Origin of the sequence: Agrobacterium sp. 22094 (assembly GCF_052046015.1) — a bacterium.
GTDB lineage: Bacteria > Pseudomonadota > Alphaproteobacteria > Rhizobiales > Rhizobiaceae > Agrobacterium > Agrobacterium cavarae.
Window position 1 is genome coordinate 2,423,063 of the sequence record NZ_JBQEPX010000001.1, and the last position, 23,953, is coordinate 2,447,015.

Below are 23,953 nucleotides of genomic sequence, written 5' to 3' on the forward strand. Positions count from 1 at the left end.
CCCAGGATATGAACAGACAACCCATTCTTTCAGGTCATAGTCTCGTCAAGCGTTATGGCCGTGTGACAGCACTCGACAATGCAGACTTCGATCTCTACCCGGGCGAAATCCTGGCGGTGATCGGCGACAATGGTGCGGGCAAGTCCTCGCTCATCAAGGCCCTGTCGGGCGCGATCCGCCCGGATGAAGGCGAAATCAGACTGGAAGGCAAGCCGGTCCAGTTCAAGACACCGCTGGAAGCCCGCGATGCCGGCATTGAGACCGTGTACCAGAACCTTGCGCTGTCCCCTGCCCTGTCGATCACCGACAACATGTTTCTGGGACGCGAGCTGCGCAAGCCCGGCATTCTCGGCTCGGTGTTTCGTAAGCTCGATCATGCGGCGATGGACAAGTTCGCCCGCGAGAAGCTCTCAGAACTTGGTTTGATGACCATTCAGAACATCAACCAGGCGGTCGAGACGCTGTCCGGTGGCCAGCGGCAGGGCGTTGCGGTTGCCAGAGCGGCAGCCTTCGGTTCAAAGGTCGTCATTCTCGACGAACCGACAGCGGCACTTGGCGTCAAGGAGAGCCGTCGCGTTCTGGAACTCATCCAGGACGTACGCTCGCGCGGCATGCCAATCGTGCTCATCTCGCACAACATGCCGCATGTCTTCGAAGTGGCGGATCGCATTCACATCCATCGCCTCGGCAAACGTCTCTGCGTCATCAATCCAAAAGACTATACGATGTCGGACGCGGTGGCCTTCATGACGGGCGCGAAGGAGCCGCCACGCCAGGATATCGCCGCATGACACCGACGCTTGCGGCGTTGACGGACGATGTCCTTGCCCGTGCAGAGAAGTCCAACTCTCGTCGCTCCATGATTGCAATTGCCGGTCCTCCAGGGGCCGGCAAATCCACACTCGCCGATGCCCTGAGAGACAGCCTGATTGCCCGTGGCGAGACCGCCGAAGTCCTGCCCATGGACGGCTTTCATATGGACAACGGGATTTTGGAGAGCCGGGGCCTGATCGCCCGCAAAGGGGCACCGGAAACATTCGATGTCCGTGGCTTTATCGATATCGTCAAAGCCGTACGCCAGGGTAACGAAGAGGTACTCGTTCCTGTCTTCGACCGGTCGCGCGAGATCGCGATCGCATCCGCAAGAGCAGTTTCAGCAGATACACGCTTCATTCTTGCAGAGGGCAATTATCTGCTGCTGGATGAAGCACCCTGGGACCGGCTGAAAGACAGCTTCGACCTCACCATTTTCGTCGGCCCATCCTATCCGGTTCTCGAGCAGCGGCTTCGCGATCGCTGGATCGGCTATGGGATGAACGAGCAAGCCATCCACGCCAAGCTTTACGAGAACGATCTGCCCAACGGCAAGCGCGTCGTCGAAAATTCACGACCGGCCGATATTCGTCTCGACACCTGGACCTGACGCCTCGCCACCTGTGTGCTCGGACAAGCGCTCAACCTTTGTCAGCGCGGATCAATCAACCTCAATTCGGATTAACGACTTTGCTTGCCAGTCTGAACGGGCTGGACACCGTGGCGCCGACAGCGTCGAGAACGAATGCGCCCGCGCGCGTCAGATCGTTGCCACCGCCGCGACGCTTTTCATCGAGCTTCGGCAACAATGCGGCAAGTGCGGCGTAGCGATCGTGGTTGAAACCATCGGATGAATCGAGCTCCGAAATATCGACAAACTGAACGCCTTCGCGTTTCGCAGCCTTGCTGATTTCGGGATCCGTGACGTCCAGTGCGCCCACTCTGCTTCGTTCGCCCGCTAGAAGAGAGGCCGCCATGAGGGCGCGATCATCCTTCGACACCAATACGGTAAGGGGTGGATCAAGACGGCCGACCACTTCGATCTGCTTTCGAAACACGTCGGTGTCGATGTCCGGTGCGGCGAGAATGACCTGGAGCTTGGCGATGACGTCGTTGCGGCCCTTCAGCCTGAGCTCTCTCAAGGCCTCCATGACCAGCCAAGCCCCCATGCTGTGACCGAAAACAATGACGTTCTTGCGGGGTGATTTTTGTGCGAGATCGATCAGGAGGTCAGCCAGCGCATCTCGAGAAAAGGTTGCCGCTTCCTTGTCGGCCAGATATCCCGTGACATCGGCCATGGACGGCCAGGAAAAGACCACCGGAACGCCATTGATATCGGCGTCCGCCGCCATTTGCGCGGCACGGAACAAAGCCTCCTGATAGCTGTAATTGTAGCCGTGAACAAAAAGGCCAACATCCTTTCCGGATGAAAGAATACCGGCGAGATCGTGCTTGAATCCGTCTTTTGAGAGCATGTCCCGATCGGTCACGACGAAGTCTTTCTTGGCGTCCGGCTTACCCGAGGGCCACTCGATCTTGCCCTTCTTGTGATCCGGCGGGATGGAGATATCGAAGCGTGCATAGTTGGGCTGATCGGCACGCCCGGCACCGAATGCCAGTCTTTTGCCCGCTTCCTTCTCACGCGTACTGACGACGTAGGCGGCTATGCTCTTGCCCGCCGTCCCCCGCGTATTGACGGCCTGCAACACGTCGGCTCCCGGCCGTCCGGCGCAGGAACCGAGGAGGACGAGGGTGAGCAAAAGGGAAGTGACTCTGAGCATGCAATACCCGCTAAATTAGACAAGCACCGATAGCGGCAAAATCTGCGGCTGGCAATCGAATGAACGCAGACGTAAACGTAAGATTATTAGGCAAGGAAGACGCTGTCCATGACGCGGCTGTCAGCCTCGGTTTCAGAGAAAGTTCGTTTCGATTTGGGGCGGGATGTTGTAGGTCGTAAGCCATGACGATTCTGGATATGGCATGACGGCCAAAGTTTTCCTCTCACGGCTGAAGCTTACCGATTTCCGCAATTATGCGGAAGTGTCGTTGCGGCTGGATGAGCGCCATGTCGTGCTGACCGGCGATAATGGTTCCGGCAAGACGAACCTGCTGGAAGCCATCTCCTTCCTGTCGCCTGGGCGGGGTCTGCGCCGTGCCGTTCTTTCGGATGTTACCCGCGTGGGTGCAGAGGAAACAGGGTTCTCGATCTTCGCCGACCTCTCGGGCATGGATGGTGAGGTTGCGATCGGAACAGGCATAGATGGTGACGGCGATACGCCATCACGGCGCCTGCGGCTTAACGGTACGTCCGTCAAGTCCGTCGACGAATTGACCGATCACTTGCGGGTTCTTTGGCTGACACCGTCCATGGACGGGCTTTTCACGGGGTCGTCGTCTGATCGCCGCCGTTTCCTCGATCGCCTTGTTCTTTCCCTCGACCCATCGCATGGACGGCGTGCCAACGATTTCGAAAAAGCGATGCGCCAGCGCAACCGCCTGCTTTCCGATGGTCGCTTCGATCCTGTGTGGCTCGACGGTATCGAGAAGCAGATGGCAGAGCTTGGTATTGCCATGGCTGTTGCGCGCCACGAGATGCTGGGTTTGCTGCGCACACTGATCGGAAGCCGTTCCGGCGATACCAGCTTCCCAAAGGCTACGCTCACGCTGTCCGGCTTCCTCGACGATCAGTATCATCGACCGGCGGTCGATCTTGAGGATGAGTATTTCGCCACGCTCCGGGAAAGCCGTTACCGCGATGCGGGTGCCGGACGGACGCTTGAGGGCCCCCATCGCGCCGATCTTTTCGTCCGGCATGCGGAAAAGGATATGGACGCGGCACGCTGCTCCACCGGTGAGCAGAAGGCGCTCCTTGTCGGCCTCGTCCTTGCCCATGCGCAGCTGACCGCCAATATGACCGGTTACGCGCCGATCCTGCTTCTGGACGAGATCGCCGCCCATCTGGATGAAGGCAGACGTGCCGCACTTTTCGACCTCATCCATGCGCTTGGCGGCCAGAGTTTCATGACCGGGACGGATGCCTCGATGTTTGCAGCATTGCAGGATCGCGCCCAGTTTTTCACCGTGTCGCATGGCAGCGTGTCATGATAGGGCTTCTGCCCATTGAGGTAGCGGAGACAGGATCATGGATGCTCTTAGCCCCGAGGAAATAGAACGCTACAAACGGCATATTCTCCTGCCCGAGATCGGCGGCATGGGCCAACAGCGGCTGAAGGCGGCCAAGGTGCTGGTGATCGGTGCCGGCGGTCTTGGTGCACCGGTGCTCTATTATCTCGCTGCTGCAGGGGTCGGGACGCTCGGCATTATCGATGACGACATCGTCTCGCTATCGAACCTGCAAAGGCAGGTGATCCATGACACTGGCACGATCGGCGAGCAGAAGACGGAAAGCGCGCGCCGCAGCATATCTCGCCTCAACCCACATGTGCGCACGCTGCACTTCGAGGAGCGTTTCTCCACTGTCTGGGCACATGATCATCTGAGTGCCTTCGATCTGGTGATCGACGGATCGGACAATTTCGATACGCGCTATGCGGCGGCAGATGCTGCGGAGGCGGCAAAGGTGCCGCTGGTCACAGGTGCTGTGGGCCGTTTCGATGGCTCGGTCACGGTTCTGAAGCCCTATGAGGAAGGTCGGGACGGCATGTTGCTGCCTCGCTACCGTGATCTGTTTCCAGCCCCGCCGCCGGAAGGCCTGATCCCGTCCTGCGCCGAGACCGGCATTGTCGGCGCGCTGACGGGTGTTATCGGCACGACCATGGCGATGGAGGCGATCAAGGTAATCACCGGCACCGGAGAACCGTTGGTCGGGCGGCTGATGCTTTACGATGCGCTTGCCGCCCGCTTCGAGACCATTCGCTATAGGAGGCGCCAGGCAGCATGATCACGATTGTTCAGATCGATGAGACCTTCGACCGCGTCGAGGAACTGTTGGCGCTGATCATGTCGTCCTTCGCCTATATGGATGGCGTCATCGACCCGCCTTCTTCGGCCCACCGTCTGACGCCAGACAATCTGCGTCAAAAGATCCGGGACGAGATTGCTTTTGTCGCGTTCGATGACGGCGATATGCTCGGCTGTATTTTCTGCAAGCCCGAAGCCGCGTCGCTCTATGTCGGCAAGCTTGCCGTCTCACCTGCGGCGCAAGGCCGTGGTATCGGGAAGGCGTTGCTGAGGAAGGGCGAAGAGACGGCAAACAGGCTGTCCCTCCCAAGCCTGCGACTGGAGACCAGGATTGAGCTCGTCAACAATCACCGGCAGTTTTCGTCCTGGGGCTTCGTCAAGACAGCTGAGAATTCGCATGCCGGATATGAGCGGGTCACCTCTATCGAAATGACGAAGCGTCTCACCCGTTAGCCCTGGCCAGTTACGCCCTGCCCGGCAACACCCGGTTCGGCGGTCTGTGGCCGTCGTAAAAGGCGCGAATGTTGATGATCACCTTGTCACCCATGTCGATGCGGCCTTCGATCGTGGCCGAACTCATATGCGGCAGAAGCACCACCCTGCCCTCCTTGGCGAGCTTGATGAGCTTTGGATTGACGGCTGGCTCGTTCTCGAACACATCGAGACCCGCGCCGGCGATCTTGCCCTGGCGCAGACACTCGATCATCGCCGCTTCGTCGATGATGTCGCCGCGCGCCGTGTTGACGATGTAGCTCGTCGGCTGCATCAGCGCGAGACGCCGGGCCGAGATCAGGTGATAGGTGGCAGGCGTCGACGGGCAGTTGACAGAGACGATATCGACGCGTGCCAGCATCTGGTCGAGGCTGTCCCAATAGGTCGCCTCGAGTTCCGCCTCCGTGGCCGGACTGACGCGCTTGCGATTATGGTAATGGATCGACAGCCCAAAGGCCTTGGCGCGGCGGGCAACGGCAGTCCCGATGCGGCCCATGCCGACGATGCCGATGCGCTTGCCCGACAGACGGCGGCCGAGCATCCAGGTGGGAGACCAGCCGCGCCAGTCTTCCGAGCCATTGGCAAGCACGCGCGTACCCTCGACAAGGCGGCGGGGAACGGCAAGCACCAGCGCCATCGTCATGTCGGCGCTGTCTTCGGTCAAAACATTCGGCGTGTTGGTCACGGTAATTCCCTTGCGCGCCGCCGCGTCCACGTCGATATGATCGATGCCGTTGGAAAAACCTGCGATCAATTTCAGTTGAGGACCGGCCTGCTCGATCATCGACGCGGTGATGCGATCGGTCACAGTGGGCACCAGAACGTCGACGCGCTGCATGGCGGCCAGAAGTTCGGCCTCCGTGCGGGGTGCGTCCTCGATATTCAATTCAGCCTCGAACAGTTCGCGCATGCGGGTCTCGACCAGATCCGGCAGTTTTCGGGTCAAATAGACGGTCGGTCTCTTCTTGTTCGTCATTGTCTGCAGGCACCTTGTTCAGAGGTCGTTAACCAGAAAGAGCGATAATTTGTTCATCAAGGGCGTTTCTACCAGACCCACCGGCGAAGACAAACAAATCTCGCATGTTGCGTCTTCGGCGGCAGGACTGGGGCGCCCCTTAAACGTCATTCTCTTGTTTCACGGAAACGGTCAAACGACATGCGTAGCTTTGTCTCCATCCTCTGCATTGCATTGTCATTCGGTTTTCTCCATGCCGCTGCTACACCGGCTTTCGCACAGGGCGCCGCAAAGGGTGCCAGCGGACTGCCGCTGCCGCGCTTCGTCAGCCTGAAATCCAAGCGCGTCAATATGCGCATTGGACCGAGCACCGATTACGCCGTCTCCTGGATGTATATGAAATCCGGCATGCCGGTGGAGATCATCCAGGAATATGAAAACTGGCGCCGGATTCGCGATGCCGACGGCACCGAGGGCTGGGTAAACCAGGCGCTGCTCTCGGGTGAAAGAACTGCGGTGGCAGCGCCGTGGATGCGCGGCAAGGGCAAGGAAGTGTTCGTCAATATGCGCCGCGAGCCACAGTCGAGTGCTTCGGTCGTGGCCAAACTTGAGCCTGGCGTGCAGATCCGGATCGGCGAGTGCAATGGCGACTGGTGCAAGGCGGAAGCCGGTCAGGTGGGCGGCTGGGTGTCGCAGGGCGAAATCTGGGGTGCCTATCCCGGCGAAGCCTTCAAGTAATCAACACGAATGAAAGACCGTGCGCCCTTGAGGACGCACGGGGATGATTGAAAACAATCCTAGAGAAGACCGTGCTTCTCAGCCAGCGCCTTTAGCGACGACATCGGGCGCGGTCCGATCTGCTGAATGACGGCAGCGGCCGCAAGGCAGCCGAGCTTGCCGCTATCTTCCAGCGAGCGGCCCTGTGTGTAGCCGAAGAGGAACCCGGAGGCGAAGAGGTCGCCGGCACCCGTCGTGTCGACGACATCGAAAACCGGATAGGCATCGACCTTTACACGCTCCGTGCCGCGCACGATCATTGCACCTTCTTCGCTCATCGTCACGGCGGCTATCTTGCAGTCCTGAGCGATCCTGGTCAGTGCCAGATCGAAGTCTTCGGTTTCGTAGAGCGACAGCGCTTCCTGCTTGTTGGCGAAGACGATGTCGACAGTGCCCGAGCGCATCAGATCGAGGAACTCGTCGCGATAACGGCCAACACAGAAGCTGTCGGAGAGCGTCATGGAGACTTCGCGACCATTCTCGTGGGCAATGCGGGCGCAATCGCGGATCGCATCCTTGGCGCGTGGCGGATCCCAGAGATAGCCCTCGAAATAGGTTACCTTCGACTGGGCAACGACCTCTGGCTCGACGTCTTCCGGGCCAAGCTCGACGCAGGCCCCGAGATAGGTATTCATGGAACGCTCACCGTCTTCGGTGACGAAGATCATCGAGCGCGCGGTGGGCGGAAAGGTGCCGCGCGGCTTGGTCTCGAAATGGACGCCCTGAGCGCGGATATCGTGCTGAAAGATCTCGCCGAGCTGATCTTCGGCGACCTTGCCAAAATAGGCTGCCGGTGCACCGAAATTGGCAATGCCCGCTGCCGTATTGCCTGCACTTCCGCCCGACGCTTCCAGTGCCGGACCCATGAGCGAGTAGAGCAGTTCCGCGCGCTCCGTATCGATCAGGTTCATCGCGCCCTTGGTAATGGCGTTATCGATGAGGAAACTGTCATCGCAGCGGGAAATAATATCCACGATGGCGTTGCCAACGGTCAGTACGTCGAATTTTGTCATGAGCCTCTTGTCCGAGCCGCACCGACCCGGTGCGTTATCCGGAACTCGGTCTTAAAGATTTCTGCCGACAAGAAAAGAGAAAAGGCGACTTCGCCTGCCTGTACCTTCGGCAGACTGGCCATTGACGTCATTTGCCTGTCATGAAGCGCTGCTAGATCATCAGTCGTTCCCGGCACGGATGTACTGACGGGACCACAGGCTGAAGCGGGGACGATCCCCGCTTTTTCTGTTTCTGGGAGACGGCTCCTGTTCTGGCTCCTTATAGAAAATGGTTTGAGACCCTTGGCCTTTCCTATACAGGGTAGTTCTTCCGCAGAACGCCGTGAAAGCCCGTCTCCATGTATGCTGTCGCCGTCAATGTCGCCCCGATCTTTCTGCTCATTCTGATCGGTTGGCTGACGGTGAAGGCGAGGCTGTTCAAGGCTGATGCGAGCGACGTGTTGAGTGACTTCGTCTTCAAGATTGCCGTACCGACGCTGATCTTTCGTACGCTGGCGGAAGCTGATTTTCATGGCGCTTCGCCCTTCAAGCTCTGGATCACATACTTTACCGGCGTCGCGATCACCTGGGCAGCGGGTCAGATGGTGACGACCTATTTCTTCAAGCAGGATCTTCGCGTCAGCGTCATTGCCGGCATCTCATCGGCCTTTGCAAACAATATCTTCATCGGCTTGCCACTCGTCAGCCGCTCCGTCGGCAACGACGGGATCGTGGCGATTTCCATTCTGCTCGCCATCCATCTTCCCATTATGATGATTGCCGGAACCATCCTGATGGAAAATGCAACGCACAAGGTGGTGGGCGGAGAAAGAAGAGGCACCCTGACCGTATTGAGACAGGTGGGCCGCAATCTGGCGACCAATCCGTTGGTGATCGCGCTCATTCTCGGGCTCTGCTTCAACATGATCGGCGCGCCGATGCCCGTCGTCTTCACAACGGTGATCGATCAGGTCGCCGCCATGGCGGGACCCGCAGCCTTGATTTCATTGGGGATGGCGCTGACCAAATATCCAGTGCGCGGAAACCTGCACATCGCCGCGACCGTCACCGCATTCAAACTCTTGCTTCTACCGGCCTGCGTCTGGGCGACGGCGCACCTGCTGGGTCTCAACCCCGCCTGGACATCGGCATTGGTGCTGACATCCTGCGTCCCGACCGGCATCAATTCCTGGCTGCTCGCCAACCGCTTCGGGATCGGACACAGCATCGCCGCCTCGACCATCAGCATATCGACGCTGTTCGGCGTCCTGACGGTGTCGCTCTGGGCCTGGCTGCTGAGCTGAGGCTGCAGATGAACCGCAGCCTCTTTCTCATGAATGATTACTTCTGGGCGCTGAGGATCTTGAAGCGCGCGTTGCGGCAGACTTCCTCGCTCTTGCGGAACTCGCTGGCGAGCACCGGCTCGTAAGGCAGGCCGCGATTGGCAACCATCAGCAGCTTGCCGCCGCTGCGCAATGCTGTCGCTGCTGCCTTGATCATCGCCTGACCGAGGGCCGGCTCGGCGGCCTGGCCACCCGCATGGAAGGGCGGGTTCATGATGATCAGGTCGTATTTTTCCTTTGGCGGCTCGGCGGCCAGATCTTGCCAGAAGAAGCGTGCGGTCAATCGCGGGCAGTTTTCCAGTAGATTGGTCTTGGCAAATTCGAGCGCGTTGTAGTCGGCCTCGAAAAGGTCGATGCGCGCCGTGCGCGGCGACTTCTCCGCCAGCATGACGGAGAGATAGCCCCATCCAGCACCGAAATCGGCAGCATTGCCATCAAAGTCCGTCGGCATGCGCGAGACGAGCAGTTCGGAACCGTCATCCACACGGTCATGGGAAAACATGCCAGGCATGGCGGTGAAGCGGTTGTCGATAGTGACCGGCTTCTGCTCCAGCTTGGCGACGGCGGCAGAGACATCATCAGGTCGTGCAAACCAGATTGCGACGCCGTGGTATTTCGGGGTGGATTCAGCCTCGATACCAAGCTTGGCGAGCGTCTTGCGCAGGGTGACGATCCCGTCTTCCTTGGCGCCAGCAGCCAGGATCAGTCCGCCCGCCTTGACCCGCTTCAAGGCTTCCGCCATGCGGTTTTCGTTTTCGCCGCGGTGCTTGCCGCACAGGATCATGGCGGCGTCGTAATCCTCGCCGGAGATTTCCGGCGTGACCTCGGAACCATGCGCCTGCAGCGCACGATAGAGCGGCCGCAGGTTCTGAACTGCGACGATCTCAGCCTCGAAACCCTCCAGGCGAGGTGCACCTGCCTCCGCGCCTAGGAACAGCACGCGTTCACCGGCTTTCGGCGCTGGCAGCATATCGGCAGCGAAGGGATGGAAAAGGGTTTTGACTGCGTCACGGCTCATCGGGAGCATCCTCAAGAACATGTGCCGGAAAAGCGCCAGGCGTCTTTGCGTCGGGACAATGTGTTCAACAACAATGGAGCAGCTTCACGTTCTAACTGGAACGGAGCCGCTCTGAAAATAGAAAAAAGGCGCGGGAGAGATCCCGCGCCCCGATAGGAATAAGCGACAGCGCCTTACTCGGCAGCAGCGTCACCTTCGGCCTTCTTCTCGGCAGCGATTTCCTTGCCGGTTGCCTGGTCGACGATCTTCATCGACAGGCGAACCTTGCCACGCTCGTCGAAGCCCATCAGCTTGACCCAGACCTTGTCGCCTTCCTTGACGACGTCGGAGGTCTTGGCAACACGCTCGGAAGCGAGCTGCGAGATGTGAACGAGGCCGTCACGTGCGCCGAAGAAGTTGACGAATGCGCCGAAGTCAGCGGTCTTGACGACCGTGCCTTCGTAGATCTGGCCAACTTCAGGCTCTGCCACGATGGAGTGGATCCACTTGCGGGCCGCTTCGATTTCCTTGCCGGAAGAGGAAGCGATCTTGACGGTGCCGTCATCTTCGATGTTGATCTTCGCGCCGGTCTTTTCGACGATTTCGCGAATGACCTTGCCGCCGGAACCGATGACTTCACGGATCTTGTCGACCGGAATGTTCATGACTTCGATGCGCGGAGCGAATTCGCCGAGCTGACCACGGCTTTCAGTGATGGCATTGGCCATCTCGTTGAGGATGTGCTTGCGGCCACCCTGCGCCTGGTCAAGAGCGACCTTCATGATCTCTTCGGTGATACCGGCGATCTTGATGTCCATCTGCAGCGAGGTGATGCCATCTGCCGTACCGGCAACCTTGAAGTCCATGTCGCCGAGGTGATCTTCATCACCCAGGATGTCCGACAGAACGGCAAAGCGCTCGCCTTCCAGGATCAGGCCCATGGCGATACCGGCAACCGGCTTTGCCAGCGGAACGCCGGCATCCATCAGAGCAAGCGACGTGCCGCAGACGGTTGCCATGGAGGACGAACCGTTGGACTCGGTGATTTCCGATACGACGCGCAGCGTGTAGGGGAACTGCTCAGCAGACGGCAGCATCGGACGGATTGCGCGCCAGGCGAGCTTGCCATGACCGATTTCGCGACGGCCCGGGGAACCCATGCGGCCCGTTTCACCGACCGAGTAGGGCGGGAAGTTGTAGTGCAGCAGGAAGCGTTCCTTGTACATGCCGGTCAGGCTGTCGACATACTGCTCGTCTTCCCCGGTGCCGAGCGTGGCAACGACGATCGCCTGCGTTTCACCGCGGGTAAAGAGTGCCGAACCGTGGGTACGCGGCAGAAGGCCAACTTCCGAAACGATCGGGCGAACCGTGGAGAGATCGCGACCGTCGATACGGCTCTTGGTGTCGAGAATGTTCCAACGAACGATCTTGGCCTGCAGGTGCTTGAAGATCGCGCCGATTTCTTCCGCCGAGTACTTGGCTTCGCCATCTTCCGGCAGGAAGTGTGCCTTCACCTTCGCCTTGACGGCGTCGACGGCGGCATAACGAGCAGCCTTTTCGGTGATCTTGTAGGCATCGCGCAGTTCAGCTTCGGCAAGCCCAAGCATCTCGGTTTCGAGAGCGGAGAAATCCTCCGGTTCGAATTCGCGTGGTTCCTTGGCAGCCACTTCAGCGAGCTTGATGATCGCGTCGATGACCGGCTGGAAGCCACGGTGGCCGAACATGACGGCGCCGAGCATGACGTCTTCGTTCAGTTCCTTGGCTTCAGACTCGACCATCAGGACGGCGTCCTGGGTACCGGCGACGACGAGGTCGAGAACAGACTCGTCCATCTCGTCGAGATGCGGGTTCAGAACATATTCGCCATTGATGTAACCGACGCGTGCGCCGCCGACCGGGCCCATGAAGGGAACGCCGGACAGCGTCAAAGCAGCAGAGGTTGCGATCATGGACAGGATGTCCGGGTTGTTTTCCAGATCGTGCTGGATCACGGTGACGACGACCTGGGTGTCGTTCTTGTAGCCTTCAGGGAAGAGCGGGCGGATCGGACGGTCGATCAGGCGGGAAACGAGGGTTTCGTTTTCGCTCGGACGGCCTTCGCGCTTGAAGTAGCCACCGGGGATCTTGCCGGCTGCGTAGGTCTTTTCCTGGTAGTTGACCGTCAGCGGGAAGAAGTCCTGACCCGGCTTCGGGGACTTTGCAGAAACGACGGTCGCGAGAACCATGGTTTCGCCGTAGGTTGCGATGACGGCGCCGTCAGCCTGGCGAGCAACTTTGCCCGTTTCCAGCTTCAGCGGGCGGCCTGCCCATTCGATTTCCACGGAATGTTGATTGAACATATCTTGTCCTTCTTGTCGCCGCGGCTCCACCATTGAAGCAGCGGCTGCGACACATCACGGGCAAGACAGCGGGAGGCTTTTTCCTGGTGCCACGGACGGTGGCACAAGCATCCTGCAATCCTGCCCCATGACAGGTCTTCGGTTGGTTCAGACGGTTCCGGCCCATCCGGTCCGTCTTGTTATCCGGGGTTGCCGGATGAAAAACCGGCGGGCACCTTCAAAGGAAACCCGCCGGTCAAGATGTTAGCGGCGAATGCCCAAGGTACCGATCAGCTTCGAGTAACGGCCTTCGTCCTTCTTCTTCAAATAGTCGAGAAGCGAACGGCGGCTGGAAACCAGCGTCAGAAGACCACGACGAGAGTGGTTGTCCTTCTTGTGGCCCTTGAAGTGTTCGGTCAGGTTGTTGATCCGCTCGGTGAGGATTGCGACCTGAACTTCAGGCGAACCGGTGTCGCCTTCCTTCGTTGCATATTCCTTGATGAGGGCGGCTTTGCGCTCTGCAGTAATCGACATCGTAAAATCCTTTCTAGTTTAAGGAAAAATCGGTCGCCAAGGGCCGGGATGTCGTCCAGCGCTGGCCATTCAGTAGCAAAGGCAATGCCTAGCTGGCGCTGCCTATAAACCAATTGGCGGCTAAAGGAAAGGGGCGATGGGGATCTGCTCTAAAGCGCCGTGCGTCCTATTGGACGCGCAAAGGACGCTTTACCTTCTTGAATCTGCGCATCTTGCTTTCCGAAAATCGATTCCGGTTTTCGGGCCGAGGCTGTAAATCATGTCCACGCGTCGGTGAGGACAGCCGGACCGTTTAATGCCCGTCTCGCGAACGCACGCTTTCCGAAAGCCATTCAAGAAAATCATGGGCGGCTGGCGCCAGGGTTTCGAAACCGCGCACCACGATAAAGAAGGCGCCAAAGGGGAGCGTCTGCTGGAAGGGGCGAATGAGAAGCCCGGAGGCCAGATATTCCCTTGCGAAACGCTCCTCCAGAAGTGCGACGCCTTGCCCGCGCAAGGCGGCCTGAAGCGTCATGCCTTCGTCGGTATAGATTGGTCCACGTGGATACACGTCCGAGGAAACGCCTGCCCGCTCGAACCAGCTTCGCCACATGTCCCGGCTGTCCTCATATAGAAGCGGAAAGTCCAGAAGATCGGCAGGCCGTTGCGGCACTGCCCTTCCCTCCAGCAGTCGCGGCGAGAGACATGGAGTCATCTGCACATCCATCAAATGCCGGCTCTCCGATCGGGGCCAGCTCGTTCTCGTCAAGCTGTGGCGGACGGCAACGACGTCTTCGTTGTGGCGAAACTCTGCAAGGGCGGACTCCGACTCTACCCGTACGTCGATATCGGGATGACTGCGCTGGAAATCCGACAGATGCGGGGTGAGGAAGCAGGCAGCAAAAGACGGCTCGGCATTGATGTTCACCGTATCGGGGCCTTTGCCGCGCTCTACATCTGCAAGGCCATCGGACATCGCGTCGAAGGAAGCCGTTACGACATCGAGCAACTTTGCCCCTTCCTGCGTCAGCCTGACGGATCGATGACCCCGATCGAAGAGCGGTCGATCAAGCAGCACTTCCAACTCCCGCACCTGACGGCTGATCGCGGCCTGCGAAATGCACAACTCCTCTGCAGCACGGGTGAAGCTCATGAGCCGTCCCGCTGCTTCAAAACTTCTGAGCGCTGTTAACGGAAGCCGACTACGTTTCATGCGTAACCTCAAGTCATAGGACGCAGACGATAATCTCGTTTGAAGGCGCAACGCAACCCGCGTTTTATGCAGGTCGGATGTGCCGGGCTCGATTGCGACCGGCGCGCTTTACAGCATCGGCCCGAAAATCGGGATCGATTTTCGGAAAGCACGATGCGTCGAGTCAAAAAGTAAAGCGGATTGAAACGAGAGGCATGGGCTTGGTCATACAATGACAGGTCCGTGGAGGATGTGTCGTGCTTCGAAAGGTGATTGACATTCTACGGGATTTCCTGCGGCTCACCCTGTTTCAGCCGCATGAAAATGCCGACGACCAGCGCGGCCGTCGGCATGATGATTGAGCGTTCCTCAAGAGAGAAGGTGACGCCGATGTCCTGTCAGCCGAAGACGCGCTTGGGGCGGAATTCGCCTTGGCCGATCTCGCCGATCGCCACCAGCCTGCCGCGCGCGGTGGCATAAGCTTCCGATTCCTGCGTCGGTGCATCGCGTCCGCGCAGCAGGATGGGATTGCCCATCTTCAGGCGGTGTGCCTGATCATCATTGATGATGAGATGCGGTAGTGACGAAAGCGCTTCGGACGTATCGATGAGATAGGCGTCAAGCGCGGCAAGGCGCTCGTCGCGGTCTTCGATCGTTTCCAGTTCGGTGAGCTTTTCCAGAGGCACCATCGCATCTTCCACAAAGGGTGCGACCATGGCGCGACGCAGTTCGGAAATGAAGCCGTAACAGCCAATATCACGACCCATGTCGCGCGCCAGCGCGCGAACATAGGTGCCCTTGCCGCATTCCACTTCGAAATGTGCGGTGTTCTCATCCGGGCATGCCAGAAGCGTCAGGCGATGAACCTCGACTTCACGTGCCGGAATTTCAACGACTTCGCCCTCACGTGCCAGATCATAGGCGCGCTCTCCGGCAATCTTGATGGCGGAGAACTGTGGTGGCGTCTGCAGGATCGTGCCGGTATATTTCGGCAGCAGATCGCGAATATCCTGCTCGCTTGGACGGTTGTCGGAGGCGTTGAGAACCTCGCCTTCCATATCGTCGGTGGTGCGTTCCTCACCCCAGCTGACGGTGAACTCATAGATCTTGCGGCCATCCATGACATAAGGGACGGTCTTGGTGGCGTCGCCCAGCGCGATCGGCAGCATGCCAGACGCAAGTGGGTCGAGCGTACCGGCGTGGCCTGCCTTCTGCGCGTTAAAAAGCCATTTGATCTTGGAGACGGCCTCGGTGGAGCCGAAATCGAACGGCTTGTCGAGGATGAGCCAGCCGGAAACCGGGCGACCCTTGGGTTTGCGTGGTTTGGACATTCTTCAGTTCTGTTCGTCGTCTTTTTCGTTGGAAGATCCAAGATCGCGCTGCACTTCGGGAGAGCGCAGCAGGGCGTCGATCTTCTGATAATTGTCGAAGCTGGTGTCATCGCGGAAGCGGACTTCCGGAACGTATTTCATCTGGCGCAGCTGCGGTCCGAGCCTGCCGCGGATGAACTTCGCATGCCGGTTCAAGGCATCGATGCTCTCGGTATGATCGGCAACACCAAGCGGTGTTACATAGGCGGTCGCGATCTTGAGATCGGGAGACATGCGCACTTCCGAAATGGAAATGACCGTCTTCTCCAGAAGATCGTCACGCACTTCGCCGCGCTGAAGGATTTGCGTCAAAGCCGCACGAACCTGCTCGCCGACGCGCAGCATGCGTTGTGAAGGGGCTGATGAAGTTGCTTTTGCCATTGTTATTCTTGCCTCAGCAAATTGGAAGAAGACCGTCGGGCGGCTTTGCAGCTTCCCAATTTCTCACTCCAGCACTCTCGGCGGAAGGTCATATTGGACCCTCTTGTCGGAGCATCTTAAAATTCAGCGAGCGCCGGTTAGCCAGCGCTCGCTCTCAAAATCATACAATCAGGCAGAGCGCTTAGAGCGTTCTGGTAATATGCTCCACGCGGAAGCACTCGATGGTGTCGCCGGCGCGAATGTCTTCGTAGTTCTCGAAGGCCATACCGCACTCCTGACCGACCGGCACTTCGCTGACTTCGTCCTTGAAGCGCTTGAGCGTCTTGAGCTTGCCTTCGTGGATGACGACGTTGTCGCGAACCAGACGAACGCCTGCACCACGCTCCACCTTGCCTTCGACGACACGGCAACCGGCAACCTTGCCGACCTTGGTGATGTTGAAGACTTCGAGGATTTCGGCATTGCCGAGGAAGGTCTCGCGACGCTCCGGCGACAGAAGACCGGACATGGCCGCCTTCACGTCATCGACCAGATCGTAGATGATGTTGTAGTAGCGGATCTCGATGCCTGCACGCTCAGACGCCGTACGGGCCTGGGCATTGGCGCGGACGTTGAAGCCGATGATCGCCGCGTTGGACGCTTCTGCCAGAGAGACATCCGATTCCGTGATGGCACCAGCGCCCGAATGGACGATGCGTGCGCGGACTTCGTCGGTGCCCAGCTTGTCGAGCGATGCGATGATCGCTTCGACGGAGCCCTGCACGTCGGCCTTGATCACCAACGGGAACTCCTTCATGCCGGAGGTCTGTAGCTGGCTCATCATCTGCTCGAGAGAACCGCGCTGGCCTGTCTGGCGAGCAACGGCCTTGTCGCGGGCAAGACGCTGACGATATTCGGAAATCTCGCGAGCGCGGCTTTCGCTTTCGACGACGGCGAAACGGTCACCGGCAGACGGCGTGCCGGACAGGCCGAGAATTTCGACCGGCATGGCAGGACCCGCTTCCTTGACGTGTTCGCCCTTGTCATTGACGAGCGCACGAACACGGCCCCACTGATCACCGGCAACGATGATCTGGCCAGGCCTCAGCGTACCCTTCTGGACGAGAACGGTTGCAACCGCACCACGACCACGGTCGAGCTCGGCTTCGATAACCGTGCCTTCGGCCGTACGGGTCGGGTCTGCCTTCAGGTCGAGAATTTCGGACTGAAGAAGGATCGCTTCGAGCAGCTTGTCGAGACCGAGCTTCTTCTTGGCCGACACTTCCACGTCGAGCACTTCACCGCCCATGGATTCCACGAAGACTTCGTGCTGGAGCAGCTGCTGGCGAACCTTTTCAGGATTGGCCTCATGCTTGTCGATTTTGTTGATCGCCACGATGATCGGCACGCCGGCCGCCTTGGCGTGGTTGATCGATTCAATCGTCTGCGGCATCACGCTGTCGTCAGCCGCAACCACCAGGATGGCGATGTCGGTTGCCTGCGCACCACGGGCACGCATGGCCGTGAAGGCGGCGTGGCCGGGGGTGTCGATGAAGGTGATCTTCTGGCCGTTCTGCTCAACCTGATAGGCACCGATATGCTGAGTGATGCCACCGGCTTCGCCAGCGACCACGTTTGCCTGACGGATGGCGTCGAGCAGCGAGGTCTTGCCGTGGTCGACGTGACCCATGATGGTCACGACCGGAGGACGCGAAACCATGTCGCCAGCAACGTCAGCGACGTTGAAGATGCCTTCTTCAATATCGGATTCCGACACGCGCTTGACGGTGTGGCCGAATTCGCCGGCAATCAGTTCGGCCAGATCGGCGTCGATGACGTCGCCCGGCTTCATCATCTGGCCTTCCTTCATCAGGTACTTGATGACATCCACCGCACGTTCGGACATGCGCTGCGACAGTTCCTGGATCGTGATGGTTTCCGGCAGGATGACTTCGCGGGTAATCTTCTCGCGGGTTTCCTGCATCTGGCTGCGACGGAACTTCTCCTGACGACGGCGCATGGAGGCCAGCGAACGGCCGCGCTGTGCACCCTCTTCGTCGAGGTTCGACGTAACCGTCAACTTGCCGCGGCGACGCTCTTCTTCCGTCTTCAAACGGGCAGCAGGCTTTGCCGGTGCCGGTGCCGGTGCCTTGCCGCGCATCGGCATGCCGGTACGGCGCGCACCGCGATCGTCCTCATCATCCTTCTCGGTGCGGCGAACGCCTGGAACACCACGACCGGGCATTTCCGGGGCTGGCGCGGGTGCCGCTGCTACGGGCGAAGGACGCGTGGACTGCGGACGAACGTCACGGCGCACTGGCTGTGCAGTGGTCGTTGTCGGCGCTGCCGGCTGTTCGGCTCTTGCAGGGGCTTCGTTTTCAGCAGCCTTCGCAGCAGCCGCTTCCTCGGCGGCGCGACGGACGGCTTCTTCCTTCTCGGCAACGAGGCGGCGTTCTTCCTCCACCTTGCGGCGGGCTTCGTCTTCGGCGCGCTGCTTGGCTTCGACAACGTCACGCGCCTGGGCTTCCATCAAAGCGCGGCGGCGCGCTTCCATTTCACCGGCCGAGAGATCGTGCAGCACATTGCCGCGCGGACGATCCTGCTGGCGTGGCTGAGCCGATGGCTGCGGACGCTGCTGGTTATGGCTCTGCTGTACACGAGGTGCGGGCTGCGCCTGCTGTGGGCGTGGCTGGGCTGGCGCGGCGACCGGTGCTGCTGCGCGTGGCTGCTGGGCAACCGGTGCTGCGGCGGCGGCTGCACCAGCTTGCTTCTCGTCTTCAGGACGCATGGGGCGACGCTTGCGTGTCTCCACGACAACTGCGTTGGTGCGACCACGACCCATGTCCTGACGCACGGTACCCTGGTTCAACCCGCCCGGCTTGAGGGTAAGAGTCTTTTTAGGTTGTGCGTTGAGTGTCTTGTCGTCGTTGTTATCGGTCATTCCGTTCCCGTTCCTACAGACGAGAGCCGGATGACACCATCAGGCCCTGTCTTTCAATAGCTGCATCCGAACGCGGCGGCCGGTGTTGTCCGATAACCGCGTCATTGTCGTTCCGTCCGGGCAGCGCCAATGTCCGCTGGAGCTTTTTCGCCATGGCGATATCGCTCGAGCATCTTTGCGCGCTTCACTACACCTTCACCCGCCTGTCCTGCAAGCGCGCAGGCATGGATAAAAGCATTCTGGCCCATTAGTTCGTCCATTTCGGCCCCGGTGAAGAGCTTGAAGGACGGTATTTCGTCGGCACCCGTACCGAGTGCCCAGGCCTTGCGAGCCTGATCCAGTTTGCGGACGCCATCGGCGGCAGCATCGGTGGCGTGAAAGACGGCCAGCGCCTGTCCCGAACGGACGGCCGCATCGACCTTCATCGCGCCGCTGATGAACTGGCCCGCCTTGCGCGCCATGGTCATCATGCCCGTTACCTGCTGCGTCATCAGCCGGTCCAGCATCTCTAGGAGATCCGGCCCAGCCTTGACGTCCGTTTTCAAGGCGCGCGCAAAGAGCTTCTTTGCGATCGCCTTTTCCACCAGAGCGCGTTCGGCTGTTACCCAGCAACCGCGCCCCGGCAATTGGCGTTTCAGGTCCGGCACGACACTGCCGTCCGGGCCTGCGACGAAGCGGATCAACTCATCGGGCGATCCGCTCTGTCGTGTTACAATGCACATCCGTCCATTGACGTTGCCTTCAGCCAAATCCTCATCAGAGCCGGCATCGGGTTCATGCGCCTGCGATATCATTCCTCAACGGCGGTATCCGCCTCCTCGGCAGCCTGCTGTTCAGCAGCCAGTTCTTCCTCGGTGATCCAGCCAGCCAGAAGGCGGGCCTGCAGAACCATGTTCTCCGCTTCGACGCGTGATACGTCGAGCTTGGAGAAGATGCCGTCGAACTTCTTGGTTTCGCCATCCTTGCGCTCGGTCCAGCCGACGAGGTCGTCGGCCGCACAGCCGGCAAAATCCTCGATCGTCTTGATGCCGTCTTCGCCGAGAGCCACCATCATCTGCGATGTCAGGCCGTCGATCTGGCGCAGTTCGTCGGCAACGCCGAGTTCCTTGCGCTTGGCATCCATCTCCGCTTCGACGCGGTCGAGATATTCCTTGGCGCGCGTCTGGATTTCGACGGCGGTGTCTTCGTCGAAGCCGTCGATCGAGGAGATTTCATCCAGCTCGACATAGGCCAGTTCTTCGACCTGGGCGAAGCCTTCCGATGCCAGAACCTGGCCAACCATTTCGTCCACGTCGAGCGCTTCCATGAAGAGGTTGGTGCGCTCGTTGAATTCCTTCTGACGACGCTCGGATTCTTCCTGCTCCGTCATGATGTCGATATCCCAGCCGGTCAGCTGCGAGGCGAGGCGAACGTTCTGACCGCGGCGGCCAATCGCAAGCGAAAGCTGCTCGTCGGGAACGACCACTTCGATACGCTCGGACTCTTCATCCAGAACGACCTTGGCCACTTCCGCAGGCTGCAGAGCGTTGACGATGAAGCTTGCAGGCTCCTGGCTCCACGGAATGATGTCGATCTTTTCGCCCTGAAGCTCGCCGACGACGGCTTGAACGCGCGAACCGCGCATACCGACGCAAGCACCGACCGGATCGATCGAGCTGTCGTTGGAAATCACGGCGATCTTGGCGCGTGAACCCGGGTCACGGGCAACCGACTTGATCTGGATGATGCCGTCGTAGATTTCCGGCACTTCCATGGTGAAGAGCTTGACCATGAACTGCGGATGGGTACGCGACAGGAAAATCTGCGGGCCACGCTGTTCGCGACGGACGTCATAGACATAGGCGCGGACGCGATCGCCGTAGCGCAGGTTTTCGCGCGGAATCATTTCGTCACGGCGGATGATGCCCTCACCGCGGCCGAGATCGACGATGACGTTGCCATATTCGACGCGCTTGACCGTGCCGTTGATGATTTCGCCGATGCGATCCTTGAACTCGTCGAACTGGCGATCACGCTCGGCTTCGCGCACCTTCTGGACGATGACCTGCTTGGCGGACTGGGCAGCGATACGGCCGAAATCCATGGGCGGCAGCGGATCGGCAATGAAGTCGCCGAGCTTGGCATCCGGGTTGCGGTCGCGTGCCAGTTCCAGCGGGATCTGGGTCGAATAGTCTTCGGCCTTCTCGACCACTTCCAGAAGACGCTGAAGGCGGATTTCGCCGGTCTTGGAGTTGATGTCGGCGCGGATGTTGGTCTCGGAACCGTAACGCGAACGGGCGGCCTTCTGGATGGCATCGGCCATTGCTGCAAGCACGATTTCGCGGTCGATGACCTTTTCGCGCGCCACAGCATCGGCGATCTGCAGAAGCTCAAGCCGGTTAGCACTCACTGCCATTTTTTTGTCTCCGTAAGTCGCATGTTTGCGTGGGGTAAGGCCCCAAAAGGCCCCTCAAAAATCAATCTTCGTCTGCTTCTTCGTTCTGATTGGCAGCAGCGGCCTTGGCCTGCTTGTCCGCCTTCAGCGCGTCACGAATAAGATCGTCGGTCAAAACCAGCTTGGCATCCGACAGCGTGTTGAACGGGATCGTCACCACAGGCTCTTCGCCATAACCGATCTGGTCGCGTTCAAGCTTGAAGCTGTCCGCGTCGACTTCCGCGATCTTGCCGCGAAAGCGCTTGCGGTTGTCCACCAGGATCGAGGTCTCGACCTTGACGAGATGTCCCTGCCAGCGAACGAAATCGGACTTGCGAACCATCGGACGGTCGATGCCGGGCGAGGACACTTCCAGATGATACGCCTTTTCGACGGGATCTTCCACATCGAGAACCGGCGAAATGGCCATCGAGACGGCTTCGCAGTCCTGCACGGTCATGGTGCCGTCTTCACGCTCGGCCATGATCTGCAGTGTCGAGCCATTCTGGCTGGAAAGCCGGACCCTGACAAGCACGAAACCCATTCCGGTCAGAATCGGCTCGATGATTTCGGCGATCCGCTGGTCGATGCCTGTTTCGGTTATCAGTCTGGGTTCGGCTGCTGCCATTATGCTCTTCCGGTCTTCCTCAAGCGGAACATCTGCTCCGGTTTGACAATCCGCCTAACGAAAAAGAGCGGGGCCTTGGGGACCCCACTCTTCATCAGACGATCAAGAATTTGAACCGGGATATAAACCCTTCGGGCCGGAATTGCAAGGTTTGCGGCGCAAATCCGAATATTCGATTTTTTCCGCCACAATTTTACCTTTGCAGCGTTTGAATGGGTGGTGTCACCACCATCGACCTTTATAGTACTTTCTGCCTGAACAGCAGTTGAAATCAATTGGATCGCTCGTGCCCGACCGTCAATCGCCACTCGCGCCACTCCGGCACCCGACCTACAAGCGCATTTGGTTCGCCAGCATCGCGTCCAACTTCGGCGGACTGATCCAGGCGGTGGGTGCCGCATGGATGATGACTGCGCTTTCGACCTCGGAAAACATGATCGCGCTGGTGCAGGCCTCCACTTCGCTGCCGATCATGCTGTTCTCGCTCATCTCCGGTGCGCTTGCCGACAGCTTCGATCGTCGCCGGATCATGCTCTCGGCGCAGTTCCTGATGCTGATCGCCTCGATAATGCTGACGGTCTTTGCCTGGGCCGACCTGCTGACGCCCTGGCTGCTCCTGTTCTTCACCTTCATGATCGGCTGCGGAACGGCGCTGAACAACCCGTCCTGGCAGGCATCGGTCGGCGAGATGGTGCCCCGGGAAGACCTGCCCGCAGCCGTCACGCTCAACAGTGTCGGCTTCAACATCACCCGCAGCGTCGGCCCCGCCATTGGCGGCGTGATCGTTGCGGCGGCGGGTGCTGCCGCAGCCTTCCTCGTGAATGCGCTCAGCTACTTCACGCTGATCTATGCGCTGTTCAAATGGCAGCCGCCGAAGAACAATTCCACTCTGCCGCGCGAACAGCTCCTCGCCGCCATTTCCGCCGGCATGCGTTATGTGGCGATGTCGCCCAATATCGGCAAGGTGCTGGTGCGTGGCTTTCTCTTTGGCCTTTCGGCAAGTGCCATCCTCGCACTCATGCCGCTCGTGGCGCGCGATCTCGTCGAAGGCGGTCCGTTGACCTATGGTATCATGCTCGGTGCCTTCGGCGTCGGCGCGATTGGTGGCGCGCTGATCAGCGCGCGGCTGCGCGAGATGCTGAGCAGCGAATGGATCGTCCGCGTCGCCTTTCTCGGATTCGCGCTGAGTGCCGGTGTGACGGCAATCAGCACCAACGCCATCATCACCAGCATCTTCCTGACGATCTCGGGTGCAAGCTGGGTTCTGGCGCTATCGCTCTTCAACACGATCGTACAGCTTTCGACCCCGCGCTGGGTGGTGGGTCGCGCACTCTCGCTCTACCAGACACTGACCTTCGGCGGCATCGCCGTCGGCAGTTGGCTCTGGGGTTCGCTTGCGGAAGACCACGGGCTCACCTTCTCGCTTCTCTGTTCCTGCGTTCTGATGCTGCTTGGTGTCGTCGTCGGCTTCAAGCTTACCATGCCGGCCTTCGCCTCACTGAACCTCGATCCGCTGAACCGTTTCGTCGAGCCGCCGCTGCGGCTGGATGTGAAGCCGCGCAGCGGCCCGATCGCGATCATGGTGGATTACGAGATCGACGATGCCGATCTGCCAGAGTTCATGGCGATCATGGCCGAGCGCCGCCGCATCCGTATTCGGGATGGCGCACGCAACTGGAGCCTGATGCGGGATTTGGAAAACCCGGACGTCTGGACGGAAATCTATCACGTGCCGACCTGGGTCGAATATGTGCGCCACAACCACCGACGAACCCAGGCCGATGCGGAAAGCTGGGATCGCATCCTGACGCTGCACAAGGGCAAGACCCGCCCCCGCGTCCACCGGATGATCGAACGGCAGGCTATCCCGCCGCAGGACGATATTTTCCACAAGGCCCATATCGATCCGCATTGAGATACGCCCG

21 protein-coding genes are annotated in these 23,953 nt (G+C 59.6%); 8 read left to right on the plus strand and 13 right to left on the minus strand.

The window, feature by feature from the left end; translation table 11 throughout:
* Positions 1–8 precede the first annotated feature (8 nt).
* Entirely contained in the window at positions 9–791 is a 783-nt protein-coding gene (locus ACTJK5_RS11840; RefSeq protein WP_062599625.1) for an ATP-binding cassette domain-containing protein, read from the plus strand.
* A complete protein-coding gene (locus ACTJK5_RS11845; RefSeq protein WP_440612488.1) occupies positions 788–1,423 on the plus strand; it encodes a nucleoside triphosphate hydrolase in 636 nt (211 codons plus the stop codon). Before ACTJK5_RS11840 ends, ACTJK5_RS11845 begins: the two co-directional genes overlap by 4 nt.
* Before the next feature lie 61 nt (positions 1,424–1,484).
* Here the strand turns inward: ACTJK5_RS11845 and ACTJK5_RS11850 are convergent, their stop codons facing one another.
* Positions 1,485–2,594: an alpha/beta hydrolase gene (locus ACTJK5_RS11850; RefSeq protein ID WP_440612489.1), complete on the minus strand. Its 1,110-nt coding sequence runs from the start codon at positions 2,592–2,594 to the stop codon at positions 1,485–1,487.
* Between the two features lie 202 nt (positions 2,595–2,796).
* Between ACTJK5_RS11850 and recF the strand changes: the two genes are divergently transcribed.
* Genes recF through ACTJK5_RS11865 form a run of 3 tightly spaced genes read left to right on the plus strand, consistent with a single transcriptional unit; the run spans position 2,797 to position 5,190 of the window.
* Positions 2,797–3,921, plus strand: a complete 1,125-nt coding sequence (recF, locus tag ACTJK5_RS11855; RefSeq protein ID WP_440612490.1) for a DNA replication/repair protein RecF — start codon at positions 2,797–2,799, stop codon at positions 3,919–3,921.
* A gap of 37 nt (positions 3,922–3,958) precedes the next feature.
* On the plus strand, positions 3,959–4,717 hold the full coding sequence (locus ACTJK5_RS11860) for a molybdopterin-synthase adenylyltransferase MoeB (RefSeq protein WP_062427169.1): 759 nt from the start codon (positions 3,959–3,961) through the stop codon (positions 4,715–4,717).
* Positions 4,714–5,190, plus strand: coding sequence for a GNAT family N-acetyltransferase (locus ACTJK5_RS11865; protein ID WP_062427170.1), 477 nt, complete (start codon positions 4,714–4,716; stop codon positions 5,188–5,190). Before ACTJK5_RS11860 ends, ACTJK5_RS11865 begins: the two co-directional genes overlap by 4 nt.
* 10 nt (positions 5,191–5,200) lie before the next feature.
* On the opposite strand, the gene ACTJK5_RS11870 is transcribed toward ACTJK5_RS11865, so the two are convergent.
* Entirely contained in the window at positions 5,201–6,205 is a 1,005-nt protein-coding gene (locus ACTJK5_RS11870; protein WP_062427171.1) for a 2-hydroxyacid dehydrogenase, read from the minus strand.
* Positions 6,206–6,385: 180 nt separating this feature from the next.
* On the opposite strand from ACTJK5_RS11870, the gene ACTJK5_RS11875 reads away from it, so the two are divergent.
* On the plus strand, positions 6,386–6,922 hold the full coding sequence (locus tag ACTJK5_RS11875; protein ID WP_062427172.1) for an SH3 domain-containing protein: 537 nt from the start codon (positions 6,386–6,388) through the stop codon (positions 6,920–6,922).
* A 59-nt stretch (positions 6,923–6,981) separates the two neighbouring features.
* Here ACTJK5_RS11875 and ACTJK5_RS11880 read toward each other — a convergent pair whose 3' ends face one another.
* Positions 6,982–7,974: an adenosine kinase gene (locus ACTJK5_RS11880; protein ID WP_062427173.1), complete on the minus strand. Its 993-nt coding sequence runs from the start codon at positions 7,972–7,974 to the stop codon at positions 6,982–6,984.
* 338 nt (positions 7,975–8,312) lie between these two features.
* Between ACTJK5_RS11880 and ACTJK5_RS11885 the strand changes: the two genes are divergently transcribed.
* Positions 8,313–9,257, plus strand: coding sequence for an AEC family transporter (locus ACTJK5_RS11885; RefSeq protein ID WP_062427174.1), 945 nt, complete (start codon positions 8,313–8,315; stop codon positions 9,255–9,257).
* A 37-nt stretch (positions 9,258–9,294) separates the two neighbouring features.
* Here ACTJK5_RS11885 and ACTJK5_RS11890 read toward each other — a convergent pair whose 3' ends face one another.
* The 10 genes from ACTJK5_RS11890 to rimP form a co-directional block, all read right to left on the minus strand.
* The gene (locus tag ACTJK5_RS11890; protein WP_062427175.1) at positions 9,295–10,314 is read right to left on the minus strand and encodes a class I SAM-dependent methyltransferase; all 1,020 of its coding nucleotides are present in this window, start codon (positions 10,312–10,314) and stop codon (positions 9,295–9,297) included.
* Between the two features lie 173 nt (positions 10,315–10,487).
* Complete coding sequence (gene pnp / locus ACTJK5_RS11895; RefSeq protein ID WP_062427176.1) at positions 10,488–12,632, minus strand: polyribonucleotide nucleotidyltransferase; 2,145 nt, start codon at positions 12,630–12,632, stop codon at positions 10,488–10,490.
* 243 nt (positions 12,633–12,875) lie between these two features.
* A complete protein-coding gene (gene rpsO, locus ACTJK5_RS11900; RefSeq protein WP_062427177.1) occupies positions 12,876–13,145 on the minus strand; it encodes a 30S ribosomal protein S15 in 270 nt (89 codons plus the stop codon).
* A gap of 292 nt (positions 13,146–13,437) precedes the next feature.
* The gene (locus ACTJK5_RS11905; protein ID WP_440612491.1) at positions 13,438–14,337 is read right to left on the minus strand and encodes a LysR substrate-binding domain-containing protein; all 900 of its coding nucleotides are present in this window, start codon (positions 14,335–14,337) and stop codon (positions 13,438–13,440) included.
* Positions 14,338–14,714: 377 nt separating this feature from the next.
* Complete coding sequence (truB, locus tag ACTJK5_RS11910; RefSeq protein WP_440612492.1) at positions 14,715–15,647, minus strand: tRNA pseudouridine(55) synthase TruB; 933 nt, start codon at positions 15,645–15,647, stop codon at positions 14,715–14,717.
* 3 nt (positions 15,648–15,650) lie between these two features.
* Positions 15,651–16,067 carry a 30S ribosome-binding factor RbfA gene (gene rbfA / locus ACTJK5_RS11915; protein ID WP_062427180.1) on the minus strand — a complete coding sequence of 139 codons (417 nt, stop codon included), beginning with the start codon at positions 16,065–16,067 and terminating at the stop codon, positions 15,651–15,653.
* A 181-nt stretch (positions 16,068–16,248) separates the two neighbouring features.
* Positions 16,249–18,987, minus strand: coding sequence for a translation initiation factor IF-2 (gene infB, locus ACTJK5_RS11920; RefSeq protein WP_335322987.1), 2,739 nt, complete (start codon positions 18,985–18,987; stop codon positions 16,249–16,251).
* Positions 18,988–19,088: 101 nt separating this feature from the next.
* Positions 19,089–19,781 carry an RNA-binding protein gene (locus ACTJK5_RS11925; protein ID WP_062427182.1) on the minus strand — a complete coding sequence of 231 codons (693 nt, stop codon included), beginning with the start codon at positions 19,779–19,781 and terminating at the stop codon, positions 19,089–19,091.
* Positions 19,778–21,382, minus strand: coding sequence for a transcription termination factor NusA (gene nusA / locus ACTJK5_RS11930; RefSeq protein ID WP_062443141.1), 1,605 nt, complete (start codon positions 21,380–21,382; stop codon positions 19,778–19,780). The genes ACTJK5_RS11925 and nusA overlap by 4 nt, the downstream gene beginning before the upstream one ends.
* Positions 21,383–21,443: 61 nt before the next feature.
* Positions 21,444–22,028: a ribosome maturation factor RimP gene (rimP, locus tag ACTJK5_RS11935; RefSeq protein WP_062443144.1), complete on the minus strand. Its 585-nt coding sequence runs from the start codon at positions 22,026–22,028 to the stop codon at positions 21,444–21,446.
* A 286-nt stretch (positions 22,029–22,314) separates the two neighbouring features.
* Between rimP and ACTJK5_RS11940 the strand changes: the two genes are divergently transcribed.
* Positions 22,315–23,943, plus strand: a complete 1,629-nt coding sequence (locus tag ACTJK5_RS11940) for an MFS transporter (protein WP_062427320.1) — start codon at positions 22,315–22,317, stop codon at positions 23,941–23,943.
* Positions 23,944–23,953: the final 10 nt, after the last annotated feature.

Coding starts and splice junctions, on each gene's coding strand:
- ACTJK5_RS11885 (WP_062427174.1), top strand. CDS start 8,313: ATGTATGCTGTCGCCGTCAATGTCGCCCCGATCTTTCTGCTCATTCTG.
- rbfA (WP_062427180.1), bottom strand. CDS start 16,067: ATGGCAAAAGCAACTTCATCAGCCCCTTCACAACGCATGCTGCGCGTC.
- truB (WP_440612492.1), bottom strand. CDS start 15,647: ATGTCCAAACCACGCAAACCCAAGGGTCGCCCGGTTTCCGGCTGGCTC.
- ACTJK5_RS11870 (WP_062427171.1), bottom strand. CDS start 6,205: ATGACGAACAAGAAGAGACCGACCGTCTATTTGACCCGAAAACTGCCG.
- nusA (WP_062443141.1), bottom strand. CDS start 21,382: ATGGCAGTGAGTGCTAACCGGCTTGAGCTTCTGCAGATCGCCGATGCT.
- rpsO (WP_062427177.1), bottom strand. CDS start 13,145: ATGTCGATTACTGCAGAGCGCAAAGCCGCCCTCATCAAGGAATATGCA.
- ACTJK5_RS11875 (WP_062427172.1), top strand. CDS start 6,386: ATGCGTAGCTTTGTCTCCATCCTCTGCATTGCATTGTCATTCGGTTTT.
- pnp (WP_062427176.1), bottom strand. CDS start 12,632: ATGTTCAATCAACATTCCGTGGAAATCGAATGGGCAGGCCGCCCGCTG.
- rimP (WP_062443144.1), bottom strand. CDS start 22,028: ATGGCAGCAGCCGAACCCAGACTGATAACCGAAACAGGCATCGACCAG.
- ACTJK5_RS11850 (WP_440612489.1), bottom strand. CDS start 2,594: ATGCTCAGAGTCACTTCCCTTTTGCTCACCCTCGTCCTCCTCGGTTCC.
- ACTJK5_RS11840 (WP_062599625.1), top strand. CDS start 9: ATGAACAGACAACCCATTCTTTCAGGTCATAGTCTCGTCAAGCGTTAT.
- recF (WP_440612490.1), top strand. CDS start 2,797: ATGACGGCCAAAGTTTTCCTCTCACGGCTGAAGCTTACCGATTTCCGC.
- ACTJK5_RS11845 (WP_440612488.1), top strand. CDS start 788: ATGACACCGACGCTTGCGGCGTTGACGGACGATGTCCTTGCCCGTGCA.
- ACTJK5_RS11925 (WP_062427182.1), bottom strand. CDS start 19,781: ATGATATCGCAGGCGCATGAACCCGATGCCGGCTCTGATGAGGATTTG.
- ACTJK5_RS11890 (WP_062427175.1), bottom strand. CDS start 10,314: ATGAGCCGTGACGCAGTCAAAACCCTTTTCCATCCCTTCGCTGCCGAT.
- ACTJK5_RS11880 (WP_062427173.1), bottom strand. CDS start 7,974: ATGACAAAATTCGACGTACTGACCGTTGGCAACGCCATCGTGGATATT.
- ACTJK5_RS11905 (WP_440612491.1), bottom strand. CDS start 14,337: ATGAAACGTAGTCGGCTTCCGTTAACAGCGCTCAGAAGTTTTGAAGCA.
- infB (WP_335322987.1), bottom strand. CDS start 18,987: ATGACCGATAACAACGACGACAAGACACTCAACGCACAACCTAAAAAG.
- ACTJK5_RS11865 (WP_062427170.1), top strand. CDS start 4,714: ATGATCACGATTGTTCAGATCGATGAGACCTTCGACCGCGTCGAGGAA.
- ACTJK5_RS11860 (WP_062427169.1), top strand. CDS start 3,959: ATGGATGCTCTTAGCCCCGAGGAAATAGAACGCTACAAACGGCATATT.